This is a genomic window from Massilia sp. METH4 (assembly GCF_037094685.1).
Classification (GTDB): domain Bacteria; phylum Pseudomonadota; class Gammaproteobacteria; order Burkholderiales; family Burkholderiaceae_D; genus Rugamonas.
On sequence record NZ_CP146614.1, the window covers coordinates 4,626,765 to 4,648,253 of the forward strand.

Genomic DNA, 21,489 nt, shown 5'->3' on the forward strand with positions numbered 1-21,489 from the left:
ACCCGTCAGTACGTATAGCGCAGGCCGACGCGGTAGGTACGGCCCACCACGTCGTACAGCGTGGGGTTGATCGCGAAGCTGGCGTTGGCCTGCGGCGCCGGTTCCGGATCGCGGTCCGTCAGGTTGTCGATCTTGAAGTAGGCCTGCAGCTGCTTCGAAAAGTTGTAGCTGCCGCCGAAATCGACATACGTGGCACCCTTCATCTTGTTGTCGTAGATCGTCGGATGGGTGATCGTCGACACCGGGCAATTGGTCTGGCACTCGATGAACTCGTTGCTGTACACGCCGTCGCTGAACCAGCGCTGGCTGAGCGTGAAGCTCATCTTGTCGTTTTCCCAGGTCTGCTGGGCCAGCAGCTTCCACTTCGGCGTGCCGCCCAGGTTCACGCCCGCGCCCTCGGTGGGGATGGTGCCCACCACGCCGGAGTTCGTGATGAAGTTCAGCGTGCGGGTGGCCAGCGCGCGTACCGTCAGGCGGCCCGGCAGGTTCAGCTTGTCCAGGTTCGTGCGGTAGGCGCCTTCGATGTCCACGCCTTTCGTGTGCAGCGAAGCCAGGTTGAAGTTCTGCAGCGTGACCGAATTGTTGCCAGGGCTGTTCAACACCAGCGCGCCGCAGATTTCCTGGTTGCCGGCCACGCACAGGTCCACTTCCTGCTGCGCCGTCAGCGCCGAGACGACGTCGGTGACCTTGATGTCGAAGTAGTCGACCGATGCCGAGAAGCCGCGCGCCCACGAAGGCTGCGACAGCACGATGCCGATCGAGTTGTTGCGCGCCACTTCCGGCCGCAGGTTCGTGTTGCCCACGGTGCGCTGCTGCACGGAGATCGTGTTGCCCTGGTATTGCACGACATTGTTGATGACCACCGGCGCGGCGAACAGCTCGGAGAGGTTGGGCGCGCGCACGTCCTTCGACGTGACGGCGCGCAGGCGCAGGCCGTCCACCGGCGTCTGCCACGTCGCGCCGGCCTTCCACGTGTTCACACTGCCCGCCGTGCTGTACTTCATCGGCCGGTCGGCCAGGTTCAGGTTGAACTCGCCCCAGCGCTCGGATTTGAAGAGCGGCATGTTCAATTCCAGGTAGGCTTCGCGCACGCTGTAGCTGCCGTCGCCGTTGTGGTAGTTCCCCGCATACCAGTTGTTGCCGACGGTCGCGTTCAGGATAGGATCGGCCGGATACTGGTACGAGTTCGGCGACAGCTCGTCCACGCCGGCGCCGTACGGATCGCCGCGCACCTGGTACTTCTCGCGGCGGTACTCGGCGCCGAACGCCATCAGGATCGGGCCGGCCCAGCCCTCGAAGGCTTCGCCGTTCATGTTGAAGCTGGCCACGTCCTGGCTTTGCGTGGTGTACTGGCGCGGGCCGTTCGGCGGCGCGATGTACGCCCAGGCGCCTGGGGAGATCGGGTTGTCGCCGATGATGTTGACGGGCACGCAGCCCGATGCGGCGGCGACGGGGTTGCGGCAGGCGATGGAGCCATTGGGCAGGCGCACCGCGTCGATGGCCGCGTTGTAGCGGGCATTGAGCGTGATGTCGTGCACATTGATGTTGGTGGTGTTCTCGCCGCGCGTCACGTAGGTATCGTACGACCATTCCTTGCCGAACAGGGGAATCTTGCCGTCCGCGCCGATCACGAAGCGGCGCTGCGTGCGGGTCGGGTGCACATTGATGTTGGCGGGGAAGTTCGCGTTCGCCGTGCCGTACTGGAAGCTCGTGATGTTGTTGGCCGCGCAGGCGGCCTGGATCGAGGCGGGCACGAACGGGTTGTCGCACTGGATCGTCAGGTTGGCGTTCTTGGCGGCCCCCGGGTTCGGCGAGAAGTGCGATTTCACCTGGCCCCAGTTGGCGGTGAAGTAGATCTCGTTGTCCGGATTCAGGTCCCACGATACGCGGGTGTACGCCACTTGCCGCTTCAGGTCCATCGCCAGGTTGGTGCCGGCGCCCACGCTGCCGGACAGGTCGCCGCCGATGCAGAACGGGTTCACGCAATTGGTGACCGCGCCGGTACCGGTGGGCACGCCGCCCGAGCCGTACTGGAAGCGGTAGGGCGCGCCGCCGGGTCCGAAGGCGATGCCCTGCAGCGGCCCATTCGTGATCAGGCCGTACTTCGCATACTGGTATTGCTGTGCGTGGTGGATCACGGTGTACTGCGGGCGGCCGTCGTTGGTCTGCGCCAGCGGGCGGATCTGGTAGGCCGAGTTCCTGAACCACGTGCGGCCGTTCGGGCCCACCTCGCCGAAGCCGGGCGAATCGATGCCCATCTCGCGCATGAATTCGCCGGACAGCGTGACATGCAGGCGGTCGCCGGCGAAGCTGCCGCCCCAGGCGGCTTGCAGTGTGCCGTGCTCGTCGTCGTGGTACTTGGTCTGGCCGCCCTCGACGTTGACCTTGAAGCCCTTGAACTTCTTGTCCGTGATGAAGTTGACGGCGCCGCCGATCGCGTCCGAACCGTAGGATGCGGAGGCGCCCCCCGTCACCACGTCCACGCGCTTGACGAGCAGTTGCGGGAACTGGCTCACGTCCGTTACGCCGGTGACGTTCGCGCCCACCACGCGCTGGCCGTCGAGCAGGGTCAGCGTTCGGATCGTGCCCAGGCCGCGCAGCGAGAGGGACGACAGGCCCTGGATGCCGCTGCTGGTGCTGTTGGTGCTGGTGGTGCGGCCCGTGCTGCCCTGCAGCGCGGGCAGCTCGGCCAGCGTGTTGAACAGGTTCGGCTTGGCGGCGCGCTCCAGGTCGGCCGTGGAAAGGCTCGTCGTCGGGGTGGGCTGCGTGAAGCCGCGCGCGGCGATGCGGGTGCCGGAAACCTGCACCACGGTGGTCGGTTGCGCCGAGGCGCCGGTGGCCGGTTCCTGCGCGGCCGCTGCTTCCTGCACGCTCGTCGCTTCCTGCGCGCCGGATGCGCCCTGTGCGGGTGCCGCTTCGCCGGTCGCGCCGGATGCGCCCTGTGCGGGTGCCGCTTCACCGGTCGCGCCGGATGCGCCCTGTACGGGTGCCGCTTCGCCGGCGGCGCCGGATGCGCCCTGTGCGGGTGCCGCTTCGCCGGCGGCGCCGGCCGCAGCCTGCTGCTGCGCGTGGCCGGGCATGGCCAGCAGCGCGCAGGCGCTGGCGACGGCGAGGTTGATCAGGGTCCGTTGGGTTGGTGTACGCATGTCTGTCTCCTTTTGTGGTGCCTGGCGCGCTCGCTTGGCGCGTCCTCCATGTGCAACATCGATCTATGACTGCCGTGCGACCTGCTTCTCTCCGGTCACCCGGCGTGGATGATCCTTTCCACCAGGGCGGCGGGTGCCTGCGCGATATCGAGCGGCACGCCGCCTTCGTCGTCCTGCAGCGGTTCCAGGTCGCGCAGCTGGCTGTCCAGCAGGGCGGGCGGCATGTAGTGGTCGGTGCGCTTGCCCAGGCGGTCGGCGATCAGCTCGCGCGGCCCTTGCAGGTGGGCGAAGCGCAGGCCCGGATCGGCCTGGCGCAGCAGGTCGCGGTAGCGGCGCTTGAGTGCCGAACAGGACACCACCAGGCCTTCGCCGCGTCCGCGCGCATTGCCGATCTCGCCGGCCAGTGCCCGCAGCCAGCCGGCACGGTCGGTATCGTCCAACGGAAAACCGGCGGACATTTTTGTCACGTTCTCGGGCGGGTGGAACTTGTCGCCCTCGATGAAGGGCACGCCGAGCCGCTGGGCCAGCGCGGCGCCCACTGTGCTCTTGCCGCAGCCGCATACGCCCATCACGACCCAGCGCTGGCCGCCGGCGGATGGGTTGTCGGGCAGGGCGCTTGGTGGTGTCATGCGTGTCTCCATATGGATGAATTGGTAGTTAGCGCTATCATTGCCTGCCTTTGCGGGCGGGTAAAGTCCTTATTTATGCTGCGATGCAGCATGGAATCGCGGTATTCCCGGTTGCCCCTGGCCGTATCAGGACGAATTTCCCTCTTGGCGAGCGAACAATAGCTGATAGCGCTATCAGTTGTGCGGAGCGCAAAGATCGGTTGCACGAATGTTGTTTTCGCAACACTCGGCGATTTGCATACTGTTTTGAGGAAATAGTTTCCCGAAAAATGGGGTACGTCCCCATTTTTCCGGAAACATCGCGGGGCGCTACTGGATCGTCAGCACGGCCGGGCAGTGATCCGGGAACTTGTGCCGGGCCGCCGTGGCGCCATCGTAGGGGATGCGCGCGTAGGTGAGGCGGCCCAGCGCGGCCAGTGAACGGCTGACGAGGATATTGTCGATCGCGGCGGGCGCGTGGCGGTCGAGCGGGGAGCAGCGTACGTGGGCCTGGCCGGCGGTGGCGCGCAGCAGCACGGCGCCTTTCGGCCGGCCGTCGCTCAGGGCATTGAAAACCGCGTCCGGCCTGGCTTCGTCGTTCCCGGCATCCATCACGGCATCGAGTTCGAGTCGCCGGTTGAAGTCGCCCAGCACGGCAAAGCGCACGTTTTCGGCGGCGCGGGCGTCGATCCACCGTTCGAGCACGGGCACTTGCTTGCGCAGGCCGGCGCACGGCGGGAAAGCCGGTGCTTCCGCCAGCGATCCGGCGAAGCAGCCGCTCTTCAGATGCACCGCCAGCAGCCGCACGGCGTGCGGCGTGCCGGGATACAGCGTGATGTCGGCGCCGGCGCGGGTGGCGCCGTCGATATCGAGTTCCTTCAATTCCGGGTTGCAGGCGTAGGGAATGCCGGTGCGCACCGCGAAGCCCACTTTCTGCGGATTCGGGCGCGATATGAAGCAGGCCAGCTGCCAGCCCTCGCGGAACACGGTGGCCGCCGCTTCCGGGCCGTCGACTTCCTGCAGGGCCACCACGTCCGCGGGGAGGCGCCGCGCCACGTCGGCCAGGGCATCGAAATCGGCGGCCACGCGGCGCGGCAGCGGCGGGCGGTCCTTGTTGCACGGGATAGCGCGCACGTGCGACGGCGGAAAGCCGGGCGTGCACCTGGCCAGCAATGCATCGTGGGTGCCGGTGGTCATCAGCCATTCCATGTTCCAGGTGCCCAGCGCGAGGCGCTCGACCGCCGGCAGCGCAGCGCTGTCCAGCGCCGCGTACTGGCCCTCCAGGCCGCCCAAGCGCTCCATCCACGAGCCGTACATGGGATTCGGAATGACGAACCAGCGCCGGCCGATTTCATCCTCCGCCAGCGCCACCAGCGTGCGGTCGCGCGCATGCAGCGCATGGGCCTGGGGCGGCGAGACGAAGTCGCGCATGTCGTCCCCCACCAGCATCACGATGCGATGGGCGGCGCCCACCACCTGGCGGCGGCTGGTCTTGTCGGTGCCCCAGCCGGGGCGTTCGCCCTTGAACAGGAAGGCACCCGGATCGTCCGCGCGGGGAAAGCCGAGCGCGCGCATGTTCGCCATCGTGTGTTCCTTCGCCTGGCACGGATTCTCGCCGGCGAAGCACTCGCGGTTCGACACGTAGAAGATGCGCGCGCCCGCCTTGTCCACGGCCTGGGCGAATGCCAGCGCGCCGGGCACCGGCAGCGCGCGCCGCTGGGCGATCCAGCGCGCCCAGCCGGCCTCCTCGAACGGCACGCCCTCGCGCACCAGGTGCGCCTCGTAGGGGCTGTTGTCGAGCATCGTCTCATCGAGGTCGACGATGACGGCGGGCGGCAGTTTCGCCACGTCGCTGCCGCGCTGCTCGATGGCGGCGCTGTCCGGCGCGGCGATCGCTTCCTCCAGCATCGTGGTGGCGTTGCGGAAGATGGACAGCGTGGCATAGCGTGCCTCGGGCGCCTGCTGCAGCCACAGTACGCCGCTCAGCAGCTCGCGCTGCTCGACGGGTGGCGGCGCGGCGGCGGCCAGCGGCAGCCAGGCCGCCAGCAGGGCGGCGGCGATGGAACGGATCGGCGGGTGCATCGTATCTCCCCTTTGTGATAGGTATGGCAAGAATGCTGAGCGCAGTGCGGGCGATTGTCCAGCGCGGCGTGCTATCCGGCGACAGTCGGATGAGTCGCGGCGGCCCCACGCCGGTGCTAGGATAGCGGTTCGGCCATCCCGACCGACTATTCCGGAGCCCACCATGAAGACCGCGATCGAGCCTGCAAACGTAAAACCGTTCTCTACCCGTAAGGTGCTGCGCGTGTTGCTGGCGACGGCGGCGCTGCTCGCCATTCCCGCCCTATCGATGCTTGCGGGCGGCGCGTTCGACTGGGGCGCCCTCGATTTCGCCGCCGCCGCGGCGCTGCTGGCCGGGGCGGGCCTGGCCATCGAGCTCGCGATGGCGAAGCTGCGCACGCGGTTCGCGCGGCTGGCCGCCGGCGGCGCGATCGTGCTGGTGCTTCTGGTGGCCTGGGCTGAGCTGGCGGTGGGTATCTTCCACTGAGCTGCGCGCCGGCTTGCCGCTTGCAAGCCAATTGCAGTGCGCGCAGCGTTGCGAGGAATTCGTTAGCATGGCGGCATGCCAACCCGACAATAGCCGCCCGATGTCCTTCCTGATCGTCCTCTCCGCCCTCGCTTTCCTGATGTTCGCCGCATACCGCGGCTATAGCGTCATCCTGTTCGCACCCGTCGCCGCGCTCGGCGCCGTGCTGCTCACCGAACCCGCCGCCGTCGCCCCCGTGTTTTCCGGCATCTTCATGGAAAAGATGGTGGGCTTCGTGAAGCTGTACTTCCCCGTGTTCCTGCTGGGTGCCGTGTTCGGCAAGCTGGTCGAGATGGCCGGCTTCTCGCAATCGATCGTGCATGCGGCGATCCGCTACATCGGCCGCACGCGCGCCAACGCCGTGATCGTGGCCGTGTGCGCGCTGCTCACGTATGGCGGCGTCTCGCTGTTCGTGGTGGTGTTCGCCGTGTATCCGTTCGCGGCGGAGCTCTACCGCCAGAGCGGCATCCCGAAGCGCCTGATGCCCGGCGCGATCGCCCTCGGCGCCTTCTCGTTCACCATGGACACGCTGCCCGGCACGCCGCAGATCCAGAACATCATTCCCACCACGTTCTTCCAGACCACCGGCTGGGCCGCGCCCTCGCTCTCCATCGTGGGGGCGATCGCCACCGTGGTCGCCGGCCTTGCCTACCTGGAATGGCGCCGCCGCTCCGTGATGGCGACGGGCGAGGGCTACGGCGCCGACGACGGGAAGGCGGCCGCTTCCTCGTCGGAAGGCTTGCCGCACCCGCTGCTGTCCCTGGCGCCGCTGGTGCTGGTGGGCGTGGCCAACTTCGTGCTCACCGCCGCGATCACGGACCGGTACGGCACCAGCTACACGCTCACCTCGGACCTGCTGCCGGGCCTGAAGGCGCCCGTGGAAACGCCGATCAAGACCGTGGTCGGCATCTGGGCCGTGGAAGGCGCGCTGTTGCTGGGCATCCTCCTCGTGTGCGTCACGGCGTTCGGGCGTATCCGCGCTTCGTTCGCCGAGGGAACGAAATCGGCCGTGGGCGGCGCGCTGCTGGCGGCCATGAACACGGCTTCCGAATACGGCTTCGGCGGCGTGATCGCCGCGCTGCCGGGCTTCATCGCCGTCAGCGAGGCGCTGCGCAAGATTCCCGACCCGCTGGTGAACGCGGCGATCTCGGTCACCACATTGTCCGGCATCACCGGCTCGGCATCCGGCGGCATGAGCATCGCACTGGCCGCGATGGCCGACAGCTTCATCGCCGGCTGCAACGCCGCCGGCATCCCGCTCGAGGTGCTGCACCGGGTCGTGGCGATGGCCAGCGGCGGCATGGACACGCTGCCGCACAACGGCGCCGTGATCACGCTGCTGGCGGTGACGGGGCTCACGCACAAGCAGTCCTACAAGGATATCTTCGGCATTACCATCATCAAGACGGCTGCCGTGTTCTTCGTGATTGCCGTGTATTACCTGACGGGGTTGGTGTAGGCACCCGGACACGGCGCGGGCGCGCGCATCGCGCCCGTGACGCACCGATTGCATTTGCTTATGCGTTTTTCGTCCTTGGCCGGGCGCGCCGCCACCGGGCATAATCGGGCGCCCGATTTGTACCCCGAGAACGACCACCGCATGGACAGCCCCGCCGATACCGACCGCCTGGTCCACTGGCTGATCGACAGCATCGAGCTGGAAGCGGCCGCCTTCCACGTGGGCCAGTACTGCGGGCGCTGGCGTGCCTCGACGGCCGGCCGGGGCCTGGGCAGTTTCCACCTCGTGCTGCATGGCAGCTGCTGGCTGCATGTCGAAGGCCGCGCGCCATTGGAGCTGGGCCCGCGCGACGGCGTCTTCCTGCTGCGCGACATCCCGCACTTCCTCGGCCCCGATCCCGACCCGCGGGCGCCGCTGCCGGCCGGCGGCATGCAGCCGCTGGGGACGCCCGGCGCGGACACGACGGGCATCGCCTGCGGCTTCTTCCAGTACCGCGGCGCCCTCAGCACGCTCATCGTGGATTCGTTCCCGGACGTGGTGGAATTGCGCGCCGAGGATGCGTCGATCCGCGCGGCCGGCACCGTGTTCGACCTGATGCTGGCCGAGGCAGGGGCCGACCCGGACCTGCCGCCGCCATTGATCTCGCGCCTGGCCGAGCTGCTGTTCTTCTATGTGACGCGGCACGTGGCGCGCCAGCATGACGTGGTGTCCGGCCTGATGGCGCTGGCGCGCCGGCCCGAATTCACCGCCTTGCTGGAAAAGATGATGGCCGATCCCGGCCACGACTGGTCGACGGAGAACATGGCGCGCACCGTGCACATGTCACGCTCGAGCTTCTACAAGCATTTCGTGGACGCGAGCGGCCAGCCGCCGGCGCAATTCCTGCTGCTGCTCAGGATGAAGATCGCCGCGCAGCGGCTGAACCATGGCGAGACGATCGAGCGGGCCGCCGAGCACGTCGGCTACCGCTCGCACGCGGCGTTCTCGCGCGCCTTCCAGAAGGTGATCGGCGAGCCGCCCGGCGCATTCCGGCGGCAGCGGCGCAGCCTGGATCCGGCGCCGCAGCTGAATTGAATGTGGACGATGGAGCAGAAAAACGCGACGCTTGCGTCTTTTCGTCCATCAACTCAGCCCCATATAATGCGGAGTCAACATTCCTAATCGAGAGTCCATCATGTCCCGTCTCACGCTGCATACCGTCGATACCGCGCCCGAAGCGAGCCGCCCCTTCGTGGAAAAGGCGCTGGCCAACAATGGCTTCCTGCCGAACCTGATCGGCGTGCTGGCCAATTCGCCGCAGGCGCTGGAGATGTACATGACGGTGTCGGGCATCAACGCGAAAACCAGCCTCACGCTGGCCGAGCGCGAAGTGGTGCAGATCACCGCCGCGCGCATCCACGGCTGCGATTTCTGCGTGGCCGGCCACACCGCCGTGGCGCTGAAGAAGGCGCAGCTGCCGACCGAAACGGTGCGCGCGCTGCAGCAGGGCCAGGCGACCGGTGACGCGAAGCTGGATGCCGTGGCCGATTTCGCCAAGGCGGTGATCGCCACCCGCGGCGCCGTGGACGACGCCGCGCTGCAAGCGTTCCTGGCCGCCGGCTACAACGAACAGCAGTCGCTGGAAGTGGTGCTGGGCGTGGCGCTCGCGACGCTGTGCAATTTCGCGAACACGCTGGCCGGCAGCGCCATCAACCCGGAGCTGCAACCCTACGCGCCCGGAGCCATCTGATGGCGGGCGCACGTTCCATCGAACTGCCGGCCGCGCTGGCCGACTGGCTGGCCAGCCACGCCGACCAGCTCGATACGACGCAGGAGCTGGCATCCGAAGTGGTGCCGCGCCTGGCGGAAGCGAAGCTGTTCGCCATCGGCGTGCCCCAGGCGCTGGGCGGCAGCGGTGGCGACGTGCGCGATGCCATCGAGGCGATCGCCGCCGTGGCCGAACGGTCGCTGACGGCGGCCTTCGTGTTCTGGGGCCACCGTACCTTCATCGAATACGTGCTGCAAAGCCCGAACGCCAGCTTGCGCGAGCGCTGGCTGGCGCCGCTGCTGCGCGGCGAGATCGCCGGTGCCACCGGCCTGTCGAACGCGATGAAGTTCCTGTCCGGGATCGAGTCGCTGCAGATCACCGCCACGCCCGAAGGAGAGGGCTGGCGCCTCGATGGCGGCCTGGCCTGGATTACCAACCTGCGCAAGGAAGGTTTTGTTGCCGCGGCCGCCGTCACGTCGGCCGCCGGAGCCCCGCCGGCCGTGATCGCGTTCCGCGGCGATGCGCAAGGTGCGGCGCGCAGCGCCGACCTGGACCTGCTGGCCCTGCGCGGCAGCAATACCGCCGCCATCAAGCTCGATGGCGTGCGCATCGGCGAGGCCGATGTGATCACGCACGACGCCCGCAGCTGGCTGCCGGCCGTGCGTCCGGCGTTCCTGGGCATGCAGTGCGGCATGTCGATCGGCCTGGCCCGTGCCGCCCTGGCCGCCGCGCACCGGCTGTGCACGGCCTCGCGCAGCGGCCTGCTGGCCCGCGTGGAAGCGCTGCAGGTGGAGCTGGCGCGCGCCGTCGAGCAGCTGGAGGATGGCGTGCATGACGGCCGCTTCAAGGCCGCCGCCGCGCCGATGTTCCGGCTGCGCATCTCGCTGGCCGAGATCGTGCAGCAGGCGGTGATGCTGGAACTGCAGGGCAGCGGCGGCCGTGCCTACCTGATGAACCACGACCGCAACTTCGCGCGGCGCTGGCGCGAAGCGGCGTTCGTGCCGATCGTGACGCCGAGCCTTACCCAGCTGCAGCTGGAGCTGCAGAAGCAGGCCGCCGCCGCAGGTCGCGCATGACGGCGCCGGAAGTCGCGGTGGCGGGCGGTCCCGCCCTCGATGCGCGCGGGCTGCGCTTCGGCTACCAGGGCAGGGCGGTCGTCGACGGCGTCTCGCTGGCCATCGGCAAGCGGGAGATCGTCTGCCTGCTGGGCGGCAGCGGCTGCGGCAAGTCCACCCTGCTGCGCGGCCTGGCCGGGCTGGCCGCGCCGGATGCCGGCAGCGTGACGTTCCTCGACCAGCCGCTGCTCGCTCCGCATCCGCGCGCGGCCCTCGTGTTCCAGCAACCAAGCCTGTTGCCCTGGCTGGACGTGCGCGCCAACGTGGGCTTCGGCCTCGATTTCGCGCGCCAGCCCGCCATCGAACGCGCCGCTCGTGAAAAGCGCATCCTCGACGCCATCGAGGCGGTTGGCCTGGCCTCGCACGCACACGCGTATCCGGCGCAATTGTCCGGCGGGCAGGCACAGCGCGTGGCGCTGGCCCGCGCCCTGGCGCGCGAACCCGAGCTGCTGTTCGCCGACGAACCCTTCTCGGCGCTGGACGCGATCACGCGGGCCGAGATGCAGTCGCTGCTGGTGGACCTGGTACACCGCTGGCACACGGCGGCGCTGCTGGTCACGCACGATATCGACGAAGCGATCCTCGTGGCCGACCGCATCCTGCTGCTGGCGGGGCGGCCCGGCCGCATCGCGCGCGAATGGCGGGTGGACATTCCCCGGCCGCGCGAGGATCATGGCGACGAGATCGTGCGCCTGCGACTCGAGATCGTGCATGAACTGCGTGTCGCGGCCCTGCGCGACGCCACCAACCAAACTGGATAACCAAGATGAACAACAAAGACAACATCCATATCTGCGCTTCGTCCGACTGCGGCTGCGGCATGACGCGCCGCGACTTCCTGCGCATGTCCACGCTGGCCACGGCCAGCGCCGCGGCCCCGCTGCTGTTTGCCGGCGATGCCCGCGCCCAGGCGTTCAAGGGCGACGACCAGCCCGTGAAGATCGGCTACCTGCCGATCACCGACGCGGCGCCGCTGCTGGTGGCGCATGGCCGCAAGCTGTTCGAGGCACAGGGCCTCAAGACCGAAGCGCCGCGCCTGTTCCGCAGCTGGGCGCAGATCGTGGAGGCGTTCGTGTCCGGCCAGGTGAACGTGATCCACCTGCTGTCGCCGGCCACGCTGTGGGTGCGCTACGGTTCGAAATTCCCGGCCAAGGTGGTGGCGTGGAACCACGTCAACGGCTCGGGCCTGACGGTACTGAACGACATCAATTCGGTGGCGGACCTGGGCGGCAAGACGGTGGCGATCCCGTTCTGGTACTCGATCCACAACATCCTGCTGCAAAAGCTGCTGGCGGCGAACAAGCTGACGGTCGTGACGAAGGGCCGCAACGCCGAGCTGAAAAAGAACGAGGTGAACCTGGTGGTGCTGGCGCCGTCGGAGATGGTGTCCGCGCTGGCGGCCAAGTCGATCGCCGGCTATATCGTGGCCGAGCCGTTCAACGCGCTGGCCGAGACGGCCGGCGTGGGCAAGATCCTGCGCTTCTCCGGCGACGTGTGGAAGAACCACGCGTGCTGCGTGACGTTCCTGGCCGAGCGCGACCTCGCCGAGAAGCCGGAGTGGTCGCAGCGCGTGACGAATGCGATCGTCAACGCCCAGCTGTGGTCCCGTTCCAACCAGGTGGAAACGGCCAAGCTGTTGTCGTCGTCCGGCTCGAACCGGTACACGCCGCACCAGCTGCAGCCGCTGACGAAGGTGCTGGCCGTGACCGACTACACGGAATACCAGAAGCGCGGCATCGTCGCCCACCCGGCCTGGCAGCAGCGCCGCATCGACTTCCAGCCGTATCCGTTCCCGTCCTACACCGAGGAGCTGGTGCGTGCGCTGGCGCAGACGAAGGTCGAGGGCGACACGAAGTTCCTGGCCGGCCTCGATCCGAAGTTCGTGGCGCGCGACCTGGTGGACGACCGCTTCGTTCGCAAGTCGATCGCCGCCGCCGGCGGTCCCGCCGCCTTCGGCCTGCCGGCCAACCTGCTGCGCACTGAAACGGTGGCCGTTTGACGATGCCGGCAACGATGTTGGCAAGGGCGCTGCTGCCCGTGGTGGGCATCGCGCTGGCGGTGGCGCTGTGGGCACTGGGCGTCTCCGCGCTGGAGGCGCGCACGCCGATCGCCGCCGCCTTCGCGCCGCTGGCTACGGCGCATGCCTTCATCGAGATGGTGAAGGGGCCGGATATCTGGCTGCACGTGGCCGTGAGCCTGAAGCGCGTGGGCATCGGCCTGCTGTGCGCCATCGTCGTCGGCGTGCCGCTGGGGATCCTGGTGGCACTGTCGCGCGGCTTCTCGCAGGCGAGTACGCCGCTGTTCCAGCTGCTGCGCATGGTGTCGCCGCTGTCGTGGATGCCGCTGGCCGTGATGGCGCTGGGCGTGGGCGACGCCCCGGTCTATTTCCTGCTGGCTTTCGCCGCCACGTGGCCGCTGATGCTGAACACGGTGGCCGGCGTGGCGCAGCTCGATCCGAACTGGATGCTGCTGGCGCGCAGCCTGTCGGCCACGCGCTTCGAGATCGTGTGGCGCGTGGTCCTGCCGGGCATCACCGCGCACATCCTCACCGGCGTGCGCCTCGCGATCGGCATCATCTGGATCGTGCTGGTGCCGGCCGAGATGCTGGGTGTGTCCGCGGGCCTGGGCTACTTCATCCTGGACACGCGCGACCGGCTCGCCTATTCGGAGCTGACCGCCGCCATCATCCTCATCGGCCTGCTGGGCTACGCGCTGGACTACGCCGCCCGCGCCGCGCATGCGCGGTGGCTGCATGCGAAGCCGGCGAAGCAGGGCGCATTCAGCTGACCTTCTACAGTCGAGTCCGTGTCATGGTGCCTGCCCCCCTGACACGAACTCATCTGTCAAGAGCAGGCGATCGTCCTGGTTGCCGCGCTCTCTCAACCGCATTCGGGCGCCGCGCGCCCGGCATTGATATAAAATTACCGCCAGCCTGAAATCGTTGTCAACGACTTGGAGAGGAGCTGGGGATGAGTGTGGATCTGGATCGACGTGGTTTCGTTCTCGCCGCCGGCGGCGCCATTGCGGCGTCGGCGATCGGTAGCGGCGCGCTGGCGCAGCCGGCGGGACGCAAGGTGGGGTATGCGATCGTGGGGCTGGGCGGGTATGGCCTCGGCCAGATCATCCCCCAGTTCAAGAACTGCGAGCGGAGCCGGCTGGTGGCGCTGGTGTCCGGCGACCCGGCCAAGGCGAAGCGGGTGGCGGCGGAGTACGGCGTGCCCGAAAGCGGCATCTACAACTACGAGAACTACGACAAGATCCGCGACAATCCCGATATCGACATCGTCTACATCTGCCTGCCGGTGTCCATGCACGCCGAGTACACGATCCGCGCCGCGAAAGCCGGCAAGCACGTGCTGTGCGAGAAGCCGATGGCGGTGTCCTCGAAGGAGTGCGAGGCGATGATCGCCGCCTGCCGCCAGGCCGGCAAGAAGCTGATGATCGGCTACCGCTGCCACTTCGAACCGACCAACCTGGAAGCGATCCGCCGCGCCCGCGCCGGCGAGATCGGCAAGCTGCGCTACTTCCGCTCCGAGCACGGCTTCAATGCCGGCGATCCGAACGCATGGCGGCTGAAGAAGGCCATGTCCGGCGGCGGGTCGATGATGGATATCGGCATCTATGCCTTGCAGGCCGCGCGCTACATGACGGGCGAGGAACCGGTCTCCGTCTACGCGAAGGAAACGACCGACCGCAACGACCCGCGCTTCCGGGAAGTGGAGGACATGATCGAGTTCCAGCTCGAATTCCCGTCCGGTGTGATCGGATCGTGCATGTCGATGTACAGCGCCAACCAGAACCACGTGCTGCTGATGGGCGACAAGGGCCGCATCGAGATGGAACCGGCCACGGCCTACAGCGGCAACCGCCTGTGGGTCGGCAAGGGCCGCGAGAACGAGATCAAGCCGCCGCCCGGCCCTGGCAAGACGCAGTTCGCCGGCCAGCTCGACCACCTTGCCCAATGCGTGCTCGAGAACCGCGAGCCGATCGTGCCGGGCGAGGAGGGCTTGCGCGACATCCGCATCATCGAAGCCGTCTACCAGTCCGCCCGCGAAAAACGGCGCATCGCCCTCAAGGCCTGACGGGAAACATTTCCCGAACACCGGTGGCTTTATAGGGGATTCGCCGAGCATGCTCGGTGCCGATAAAGCGGTGGTGGCATGCATGCCACCACTCCTCCCAGGCTCCGATTTTTTGGAAATATTTCCTGAAAATCGGAGCCTGTCACCGGTTTTCAACATCGATGCTCGTCAAGGGTTGTTTTTGCAACAGTTTCCGTTAAGCTAACGTCTTCTGATAACGATACCACAGAGGAGACCATGCTGAAACGAACGACGCTGTCCGCCGCGATCGCGCTGGCGCTTGCATTGCCGGCCTTGGCGGCCGATCAGGCGCGGGCCGAATGGGAGCAGCCGGAAGTGGTGGCCGTGAACCGGCTGCCCATGAAGGCCACTTTCTTCAACTACGAATCCGTCGACAAGGCGCTGGCCGGCGACAAGGCGGCGTCGAACTGGTTCAAGTCGCTGGACGGCGCCTGGTCGTTCGCCTACTCGCCGAACCCGCAGGCGCGACCGAAGAACTTCTACAAGCCTTCGTTCGACACCAGCAAGTGGGCCACCGTGCAGGTGCCCGGCATGATGCAGGCGCAGGGCTATGGCAAGCCGATCTTCACGAACATCCAGTACCCGTTCCCCGCCAACGAGCCGTTCATTCCGCACGATTTGAACGAGGTGGGCTCCTACCGGCGCGACATCGAACTGCCGGCGGACTGGAACGGCCGCGACGTATTCCTGCATATCGGCGCGGCCGGCGCCGCGTACTATGTGTGGGTGAACGGCGAGCGGGTGGGCTACTCCGAGGATTCCAAGCTGCCCTCCGAGTTCGACGTGACCCGCTTCGTGCGCGCGGGCCGCAACACGGTGGCGATCGAGGTGTATCGCTGGGCCGACGGCTCCTACCTGGAAGACCAGGACTTCTGGCGCGTGTCCGGCATCGAGCGCAGCGTCTACCTGTATGCCGAACCGAAGACGCGCCTGCGCGACTTCAAGGTGACCGCCTCGCTGGACAAGACATCCTACCGCGACGGCCGCTTCGAGCTGGCCGCCGAGGTGGCGGGCGACCCGGCCGTCGTCGAAGTCCGCGCCCGGGTGCTCGACGGCGCGCATTCCATACTGGAGCTGAAAGGTTCGGCCGGCGCCGAGCGCACGGTGGTGCTGTCCGGCGCCGTGCCGGAAGTGAAACCCTGGTCGGCCGAGACGCCGAACCTGTACACGCTCGTCGTCGAACTCCACGACGTGCAGGGCCACCTGCTGTCGGCCACGTCGCGCCGCATCGGCTTTCGCACCGTGGAGATCGCCGATGGCGAGGTGCGCGTGAATGGACGCCGCGTGATGATCCGCGGCGTGAACCGCCATGAGCACGACCCCGTCACGTACCGCGTGATGTCGATGGAGTCGATGCGCCGCGATATCGAGATGATGAAGCAGGCGAACGTCAACGCCCTGCGCACTTCGCACTACCCGAACGATCCGCGCCTGTACGACCTGGCCGACGAATACGGGCTGTATGTGATGGACGAAGCGAACATCGAGTCGCACGAATACATGGAAAAGGGCGACCGCGCCGGCAGTCCCGAGGAGCGGGCGAAGATCCAGCTGGGCTACAAGCCGCACTGGCGCGCGGCGCACCTGGACCGCGTGAGCCGGATGGTGGAGCGCGACAAGAACCACCCGTCGATCATCTTCTGGTCGCTGGGGAACGAAGCCGGGACGGGCCCGAACTTCGAGGAGGCCGCGGCCTGGATCAGGAAGGCCGATCCGACGCGGCTGATCAGCTACCTGGGCCACGGCACGCTCATCGAGAAGCACTCGCCGAACGACTACGTGGACATCTACGCGCCCATGTACGACGACATCACGAAGATGATCGACTATGCCCAGGACCCCGGCTTCCGCCAGCCGATGATCCAGTGCGAATACGCCCACGCGATGGGCAACTCGCTGGGCAACCTGGAAGACTACTGGGAGACGATCCGCGCGCACCGCAAGCTGCAAGGGGGCTTCATCTGGGACTGGGTCGACCAGAGCGTGCTCGCGAAGGACGAGCAGGGAAGGCAGTACTGGGCCTCGGGCTTCGACCTGAATCCCAAGCGGGGCGACAACAGCGTGATCGGCGACGGCGTGGTGCGCGGCGACCGCACGCCGGACCCGGAATACTACGAGCTGCAAAAGGTGTATTCGCCGGTGGTGTTCGAGGGCAGCCCGGAAAAGGGCCGCATCACGGTCGTCAACCGCTACGACTTCCGCAACCTGGATCACCTGGACTTCGATTGGGAGCTGCTGCGCGACGGTAATGCGGTTGCGAATGGCCCGCTTGCCGGCGTGAAGGCCGAAGCGGGCGCGCGGCAGGACGTGCGGCTGGCACTGCCGGCCCGCGCGCGGGGCGATGGCGAATACGTGCTGACGGTGCGTGCGAAACTGCGCACGGCGGAGCAGGGCGTCGCCGCTGGCTCCGTGGTCGGCTGGTCGCAGTTCGTGCTGCCATCGGCCGCCAAGCCGGCACGCGCCGTGGCGGGCGTCACGCCACAGCGTGATGGCGATTCGATCGTGCTGGCGACGCCGTCCGCGCGCCTGGAACTCGATGCCAGGACGGGCACGGTCAGCTACAGCGTCGGCGGCCAGCCGGTGCTCACGGGCGGCACGCCGAACTTCTGGCGCGGCATGACGGATAACGACGAAGGCACGGGCACGATGAAAACCCATGCCGTCTGGGGCGATTTCACGAAACGGCGCCAGGTGCGCGACGTGACGATCGACCGTGACGCCGTCAAGGTGCTGTACTCATTCGGCGCCGGCGCCGCGCACTGGGAAAACGTCTACCGCATGCAACGCGACGGCAGCGTGGACGTGCAGGCCACCTTCATGCCGCTGCGCGACGACCTGCCCGACCCGCTGCGCCTCGGCCTCTCCTTCGCCAGCGTGCCGCGGCTCGACACGCTGAGCTGGTACGGCCGCGGCCCGCATGAGTCCTACGTCGACCGCAAGACCGGCGCGGCGCTGGGACTGTGGAACGGCAAGCTGGCCGACCAGTACCACGGCTACATGCGGCCCCAGGAAAGCGGCAACAAGACCGACGTGCGCTGGTTCGCGCTGGCCGGCGATGGTGTTCCGGGCATCACCGTGCGCGGCGCCACGCCGCTGGCGTTCAACGCGTTGCCGTTCCCGTACGAGGACCTGTACCTGCGCCCGCGCGGCACGTGGAAGAGTTCCGACATCGGGCCGCGGGGCAATGGCAGCGTGCTGATCGACCTGGCCCAGGCCGGCGTGGGCGGCGACGACGGCTGGAGCACCAACGGCCGGCCGCTGGTCAAGTACCGCATCCCGCTGGAGAGGGCAAGCTACCGCTTCACCATCGCGCCGCGCTGACGCCCGGCGGTTGCAGCTGAGCCCGTGTCTCTGGGGTCTGACCCCACGAGACACGAGCACGACCGTAGCAACGCATGAGCTCGTGTCACTCGGTGCCTGGCACCATGAGATGGCACCATGTGACACAAGCTCATCCATTCCGTCACTCCGCTTTGCCTCCCCTACCAGTCAGCCATCATCCATGCCACTCAATTTGTTGAGCGTTTGGCTGATGATGCAAATTCACAACGATGATGCATGTTACCCGTGACTCCAGCCTGGCTGTGAGCGCATACTCGTGAGAACTGGTCCGGCCAATCCAAGGACTGGTCTACCAGTACGAGTAACTGATCTAGCCAATTTCAAAAAAGACAGGCGGAGGAGACGTATGAAGTACTTAGCACAACCCGGATTGCGCCGGGCGAGGATGGCGCTCGCGGTGGCGGTCGCGGTAGGCGAGATGACTGGCCAGGCGCATGCCCAGGCGGCCGCACCGGAGGCCCAGGCCGAAGTGCAATCGGTCGTCGTGACCGGCTCGCTGATCCGCCGCAGCGCAGCCACCGAGGGCGCCACGCCGCTCACCACGATCAGGGCCGCCGAGCTGGAGACGCGCGGCCATACCGAATTGAAGGACCTCGTGCTGGAGCAGCCGCAGTCGCTGTCGCTGGGCACCAACTCGGGCGCCGCGGGCCCGATGACGAACCTGCGCGGCCTCGGCCCGATGCGCACGCTGACGCTCCTGAACGGCCGCCGCCTGGCCAACGAGCCGTTGCAGGACCAATACGTGTCCGTCAACGTCATCCCCCGCATGGCACTCGAGCGCGTGGAGACGCTGGCCAGCGGCGCGTCGTCCACCTATGGCGCCGATGCGATCGGCGGGGTGCAGAACTTCTACACGAAGCGCGGCTTCGAGGGCGTGGCCGTGAAGGCCGAATACGCCACGCCGGAGATGAGCGGCGGCGGCGATACCACCAGCTTCGGCGCCATTGCCGGCTGGGGCAATCTCGGGCGCGACGGCTGGAACGCTTACATCGCCTTCGACCACCAGAAGAAGACCGCGCTGTTCCAGGGCGAGCGCGCCGAGCAGCACGATCCCGACGTGCTGCGCACGCTGGGCCTGGGCCTGCAGCCGGACGGCCGCAACCCCAGCCCCACGGCCAACTTCGGCTTCACGCGCGCGGCCAACCAGAACTACAACCCCGCGTTCGCCGGCGGCTGCCTGGAGCCGTATTCGCGGCCCACGCTGGGCAACCAGAGCCTGAACACGCCGCCGGTCTACGCGCCGGGCTGCTACCGCAACCCGCTGTTCTACAACGCCGTTACCGACGGCAGCGAAATCCAGAACATCTCGGGCCGCGCCAGCTTCAACCTGCCGGGCGGCCACAAGATCGATATCGACGTGCTGCACGCCAAGTTCAACGTGCAGAAGTTCCGGGGCATGCAGACCCCCGGCACGAGCAATCCGTTCACCACGTACTCGCTGCCGTCGACCAGCCGCTTCTATCCGGGTAACGGCATCACGCCGGCGGTCCCGGTGGTGGGCGCCAATACCGGCACCAATACGCCGACGATGTACGTCGACGGTACCGTCACGCCGGGAACGGTCAGCAACCTGAACATGAACGGCCGCACGATCTACTTCGCCTGGGGCCCTGGCGAGCTGGGTTCGGCCTACCGCAACGACGAGCAGACCAACGATCGCGTGGTGCTCACGGCCGAGGGTACGGTGCTGGGCTGGGATTACCGCGCCGGCGTCAACTGGGGCATGAGCAAGCGCGACACGAAGGCCGGCGGCGGCTACATCCTTTACTCGAAGGCGCAGGAAGGCTTCACCAACGGTATCCTCAACCCGTTCGGCGCGCAGGACGAAGCGGGCCTCGAATACCTGCGCAGCATCGAGGCGCGCAACTACACCTACCGCCTGAACAAGGCCTACAACAAGAGCGTGGACGTAACCTTGTCCAAGGGGCTGATGGCGCTGGGCGGGGGCGACCTCACGCTGGCCGTGGCGGCCGAACTGCGTCGCGACGCCGCACGCACCTACGACGCGCCGCTCGACTTCGTGTACAAGCGGGCCGACGGCAGCTACGCCATCGATGCCTCGGGCAATGTGCTCGTGCACGACCTCGTCGGCGAATCGCCGCAGGGCGTGGGCCGGCGCCTGTCGCGCGACATCGCCTCGCTGCTGGCCGAGGTGGACGCGCCGATCACCAGCACGATCAGCGTCAACGGCGCCGTGCGTGCCGACTACTACGAAGACCTGAAGCAGACGACGGTCAATCCACGCCTGGCCGCCAGCTGGCGCCCCGTCGACAACCTGCTGCTGCGCAGTTCGCTGTCGACGGGCTTCCGCGCGCCGTCGATCATGGATATCCAGAACCCGACGCCGGAGGTGCGCACGATCGACATGGACGACCCCGTGCTGTGCCCAAGCTCGCAGCCCACGGTGTCCGGCACCGGCAGCCCGGTGGCCGGCTACGCGTATGATCAGGTCTGCAACCTGCAGCAGACCTACTGGACCAAGTCGCCGAACAACAGCTTCCTGAAGCCGGAAAAATCGCGCGGCTTCTCGTTCGGCTTCGCCTGGGACCCGATCAAGAACCTGTCGCTCACCGTCGACTACTGGGGCCTGAAGATCAAGGACGTGCTGGGCACCGTCACCATCGCCGAGATCCAGCAGAACCCGGCCAAGTACGCCGAGCAGATCAAGCGGCGCGCCGACGGCACGATCGACTACATCATCGCCAGCCAGGCCAACCGCGGGATGAGCCGGGTGCGCGGCGCCGACGTGTCGGCCGGCTACCGCTTCCCGGCCACGGCCGTGGGCACGTTCGACGCCAAGGTCGACGGCACGTGGTACCACAAGTACGAGTTCCAGGCCGAGAAGGATGGCCCGTGGTACACCAATATCGGCATCATCACCAACGACGGCCGCTTCGGCGGCGCGGGCCCGAACGCCGGCCTGGCCGGCATGCCCCAGATTAATCCGCGCTGGAAGCACACGGCGTCGATCGGGTGGACGCAGGGGCCGTGGGGCGCGACGCTGTCGCAGCGCTACCAGCGCGGCGTGACCGACCTGACCCCCCGCACCGGTGCCACGCTGACGAAGGTGGACGACTACAGCCAGCTGAACCTGAACGTGCGCTACAAGGGCATCAAGAACACCTTGATCAGCTTCGGTGTCAACAACCTGACGGAAGAATGGCCGCCGCTCACCGCCAACAGTACGTACAGCGGCGGCTATGTGACGAGCATGGCAGACATGCTGGGCCGCGTGTACCGCCTGTCGGTCGAGTACAAGTTCTGAGGCAGCAGCCGTTGGGCGACAAAGCCGGCCATGTGCCGGCTTTGTCGCGTGTTTCGCCATGATCGGCGGCAAGCGGGACAACGAGAAACCGTCCGGCCGGGCGGCCGGATCGACAAG

The 21,489-nt window shown here is 67.4% G+C and carries 14 protein-coding genes; 11 read left to right on the plus strand and 3 right to left on the minus strand.

The window, feature by feature from the left end:
* Positions 1-5 precede the first annotated feature (5 nt).
* The 3 genes from V6Z91_RS20375 to V6Z91_RS20385 all read right to left on the minus strand — a co-directional run bounded on the left by V6Z91_RS20375 (position 6) and on the right by V6Z91_RS20385 (position 5,836).
* Positions 6-3,146, minus strand: a complete 3,141-nt coding sequence (locus V6Z91_RS20375; RefSeq protein ID WP_338760360.1) for a TonB-dependent receptor — start codon at positions 3,144-3,146, stop codon at positions 6-8.
* Positions 3,147-3,241: 95 nt separating this feature from the next.
* A complete protein-coding gene (locus V6Z91_RS20380) occupies positions 3,242-3,775 on the minus strand; it encodes a gluconokinase (RefSeq protein ID WP_338760362.1) in 534 nt (177 codons plus the stop codon).
* Between the two features lie 309 nt (positions 3,776-4,084).
* Complete coding sequence (locus tag V6Z91_RS20385; RefSeq protein ID WP_338760364.1) at positions 4,085-5,836, minus strand: HAD family acid phosphatase; 1,752 nt, start codon at positions 5,834-5,836, stop codon at positions 4,085-4,087.
* 163 nt (positions 5,837-5,999) lie between these two features.
* On the opposite strand from V6Z91_RS20385, the gene V6Z91_RS20390 reads away from it, so the two are divergent.
* From V6Z91_RS20390 to V6Z91_RS20440, 11 genes are all read left to right on the plus strand, one after another.
* On the plus strand, positions 6,000-6,302 hold the full coding sequence (locus tag V6Z91_RS20390; RefSeq protein WP_338760366.1) for a hypothetical protein: 303 nt from the start codon (positions 6,000-6,002) through the stop codon (positions 6,300-6,302).
* A gap of 100 nt (positions 6,303-6,402) precedes the next feature.
* Positions 6,403-7,800: a GntP family permease gene (locus V6Z91_RS20395; RefSeq protein WP_338771964.1), complete on the plus strand. Its 1,398-nt coding sequence runs from the start codon at positions 6,403-6,405 to the stop codon at positions 7,798-7,800.
* Positions 7,801-7,941: 141 nt separating this feature from the next.
* Complete coding sequence (locus V6Z91_RS20400) at positions 7,942-8,874, plus strand: AraC family transcriptional regulator (protein ID WP_338760368.1); 933 nt, start codon at positions 7,942-7,944, stop codon at positions 8,872-8,874.
* Between the two features lie 100 nt (positions 8,875-8,974).
* Positions 8,975-9,529, plus strand: coding sequence for a carboxymuconolactone decarboxylase family protein (locus tag V6Z91_RS20405; protein WP_338760371.1), 555 nt, complete (start codon positions 8,975-8,977; stop codon positions 9,527-9,529).
* Complete coding sequence (locus V6Z91_RS20410; RefSeq protein ID WP_338760374.1) at positions 9,529-10,623, plus strand: acyl-CoA dehydrogenase family protein; 1,095 nt, start codon at positions 9,529-9,531, stop codon at positions 10,621-10,623. Before V6Z91_RS20405 ends, V6Z91_RS20410 begins: the two co-directional genes overlap by 1 nt.
* Complete coding sequence (locus V6Z91_RS20415) at positions 10,620-11,423, plus strand: ABC transporter ATP-binding protein (RefSeq protein WP_338760376.1); 804 nt, start codon at positions 10,620-10,622, stop codon at positions 11,421-11,423. The genes V6Z91_RS20410 and V6Z91_RS20415 overlap by 4 nt, the downstream gene beginning before the upstream one ends.
* A gap of 5 nt (positions 11,424-11,428) precedes the next feature.
* Entirely contained in the window at positions 11,429-12,661 is a 1,233-nt protein-coding gene (locus tag V6Z91_RS20420) for an ABC transporter substrate-binding protein (protein WP_338760378.1), read from the plus strand.
* Between the two features lie 14 nt (positions 12,662-12,675).
* Positions 12,676-13,449, plus strand: a complete 774-nt coding sequence (locus V6Z91_RS20425; protein WP_338760381.1) for an ABC transporter permease — start codon at positions 12,676-12,678, stop codon at positions 13,447-13,449.
* Positions 13,450-13,631: 182 nt separating this feature from the next.
* Positions 13,632-14,744: a Gfo/Idh/MocA family oxidoreductase gene (locus V6Z91_RS20430; protein WP_338760384.1), complete on the plus strand. Its 1,113-nt coding sequence runs from the start codon at positions 13,632-13,634 to the stop codon at positions 14,742-14,744.
* Between the two features lie 237 nt (positions 14,745-14,981).
* The gene (locus V6Z91_RS20435) at positions 14,982-18,086 is read left to right on the plus strand and encodes a glycoside hydrolase family 2 TIM barrel-domain containing protein (protein WP_338760386.1); all 3,105 of its coding nucleotides are present in this window, start codon (positions 14,982-14,984) and stop codon (positions 18,084-18,086) included.
* A 367-nt stretch (positions 18,087-18,453) separates the two neighbouring features.
* A complete protein-coding gene (locus V6Z91_RS20440; protein WP_338760388.1) occupies positions 18,454-21,372 on the plus strand; it encodes a TonB-dependent receptor in 2,919 nt (972 codons plus the stop codon).
* Positions 21,373-21,489: the final 117 nt, after the last annotated feature.

Bases quoted from the DNA above. Each gene is read 5' to 3' on its own strand.
- V6Z91_RS20415 (WP_338760376.1), top strand. From the start codon at position 10,620: ATGACGGCGCCGGAAGTCGCGGTGGCGGGCGGTCCCGCCCTCGATGCG.
- V6Z91_RS20405 (WP_338760371.1), top strand. From the start codon at position 8,975: ATGTCCCGTCTCACGCTGCATACCGTCGATACCGCGCCCGAAGCGAGC.
- V6Z91_RS20395 (WP_338771964.1), top strand. From the start codon at position 6,403: ATGTCCTTCCTGATCGTCCTCTCCGCCCTCGCTTTCCTGATGTTCGCC.
- V6Z91_RS20390 (WP_338760366.1), top strand. From the start codon at position 6,000: ATGAAGACCGCGATCGAGCCTGCAAACGTAAAACCGTTCTCTACCCGT.
- V6Z91_RS20410 (WP_338760374.1), top strand. From the start codon at position 9,529: ATGGCGGGCGCACGTTCCATCGAACTGCCGGCCGCGCTGGCCGACTGG.
- V6Z91_RS20380 (WP_338760362.1), bottom strand. From the start codon at position 3,775: ATGACACCACCAAGCGCCCTGCCCGACAACCCATCCGCCGGCGGCCAG.
- V6Z91_RS20385 (WP_338760364.1), bottom strand. From the start codon at position 5,836: ATGCACCCGCCGATCCGTTCCATCGCCGCCGCCCTGCTGGCGGCCTGG.
- V6Z91_RS20400 (WP_338760368.1), top strand. From the start codon at position 7,942: ATGGACAGCCCCGCCGATACCGACCGCCTGGTCCACTGGCTGATCGAC.
- V6Z91_RS20425 (WP_338760381.1), top strand. From the start codon at position 12,676: ATGTTGGCAAGGGCGCTGCTGCCCGTGGTGGGCATCGCGCTGGCGGTG.
- V6Z91_RS20435 (WP_338760386.1), top strand. From the start codon at position 14,982: ATGCTGAAACGAACGACGCTGTCCGCCGCGATCGCGCTGGCGCTTGCA.
- V6Z91_RS20440 (WP_338760388.1), top strand. From the start codon at position 18,454: ATGAAGTACTTAGCACAACCCGGATTGCGCCGGGCGAGGATGGCGCTC.
- V6Z91_RS20430 (WP_338760384.1), top strand. From the start codon at position 13,632: ATGAGTGTGGATCTGGATCGACGTGGTTTCGTTCTCGCCGCCGGCGGC.
- V6Z91_RS20420 (WP_338760378.1), top strand. From the start codon at position 11,429: ATGAACAACAAAGACAACATCCATATCTGCGCTTCGTCCGACTGCGGC.
- V6Z91_RS20375 (WP_338760360.1), bottom strand. From the start codon at position 3,146: ATGCGTACACCAACCCAACGGACCCTGATCAACCTCGCCGTCGCCAGC.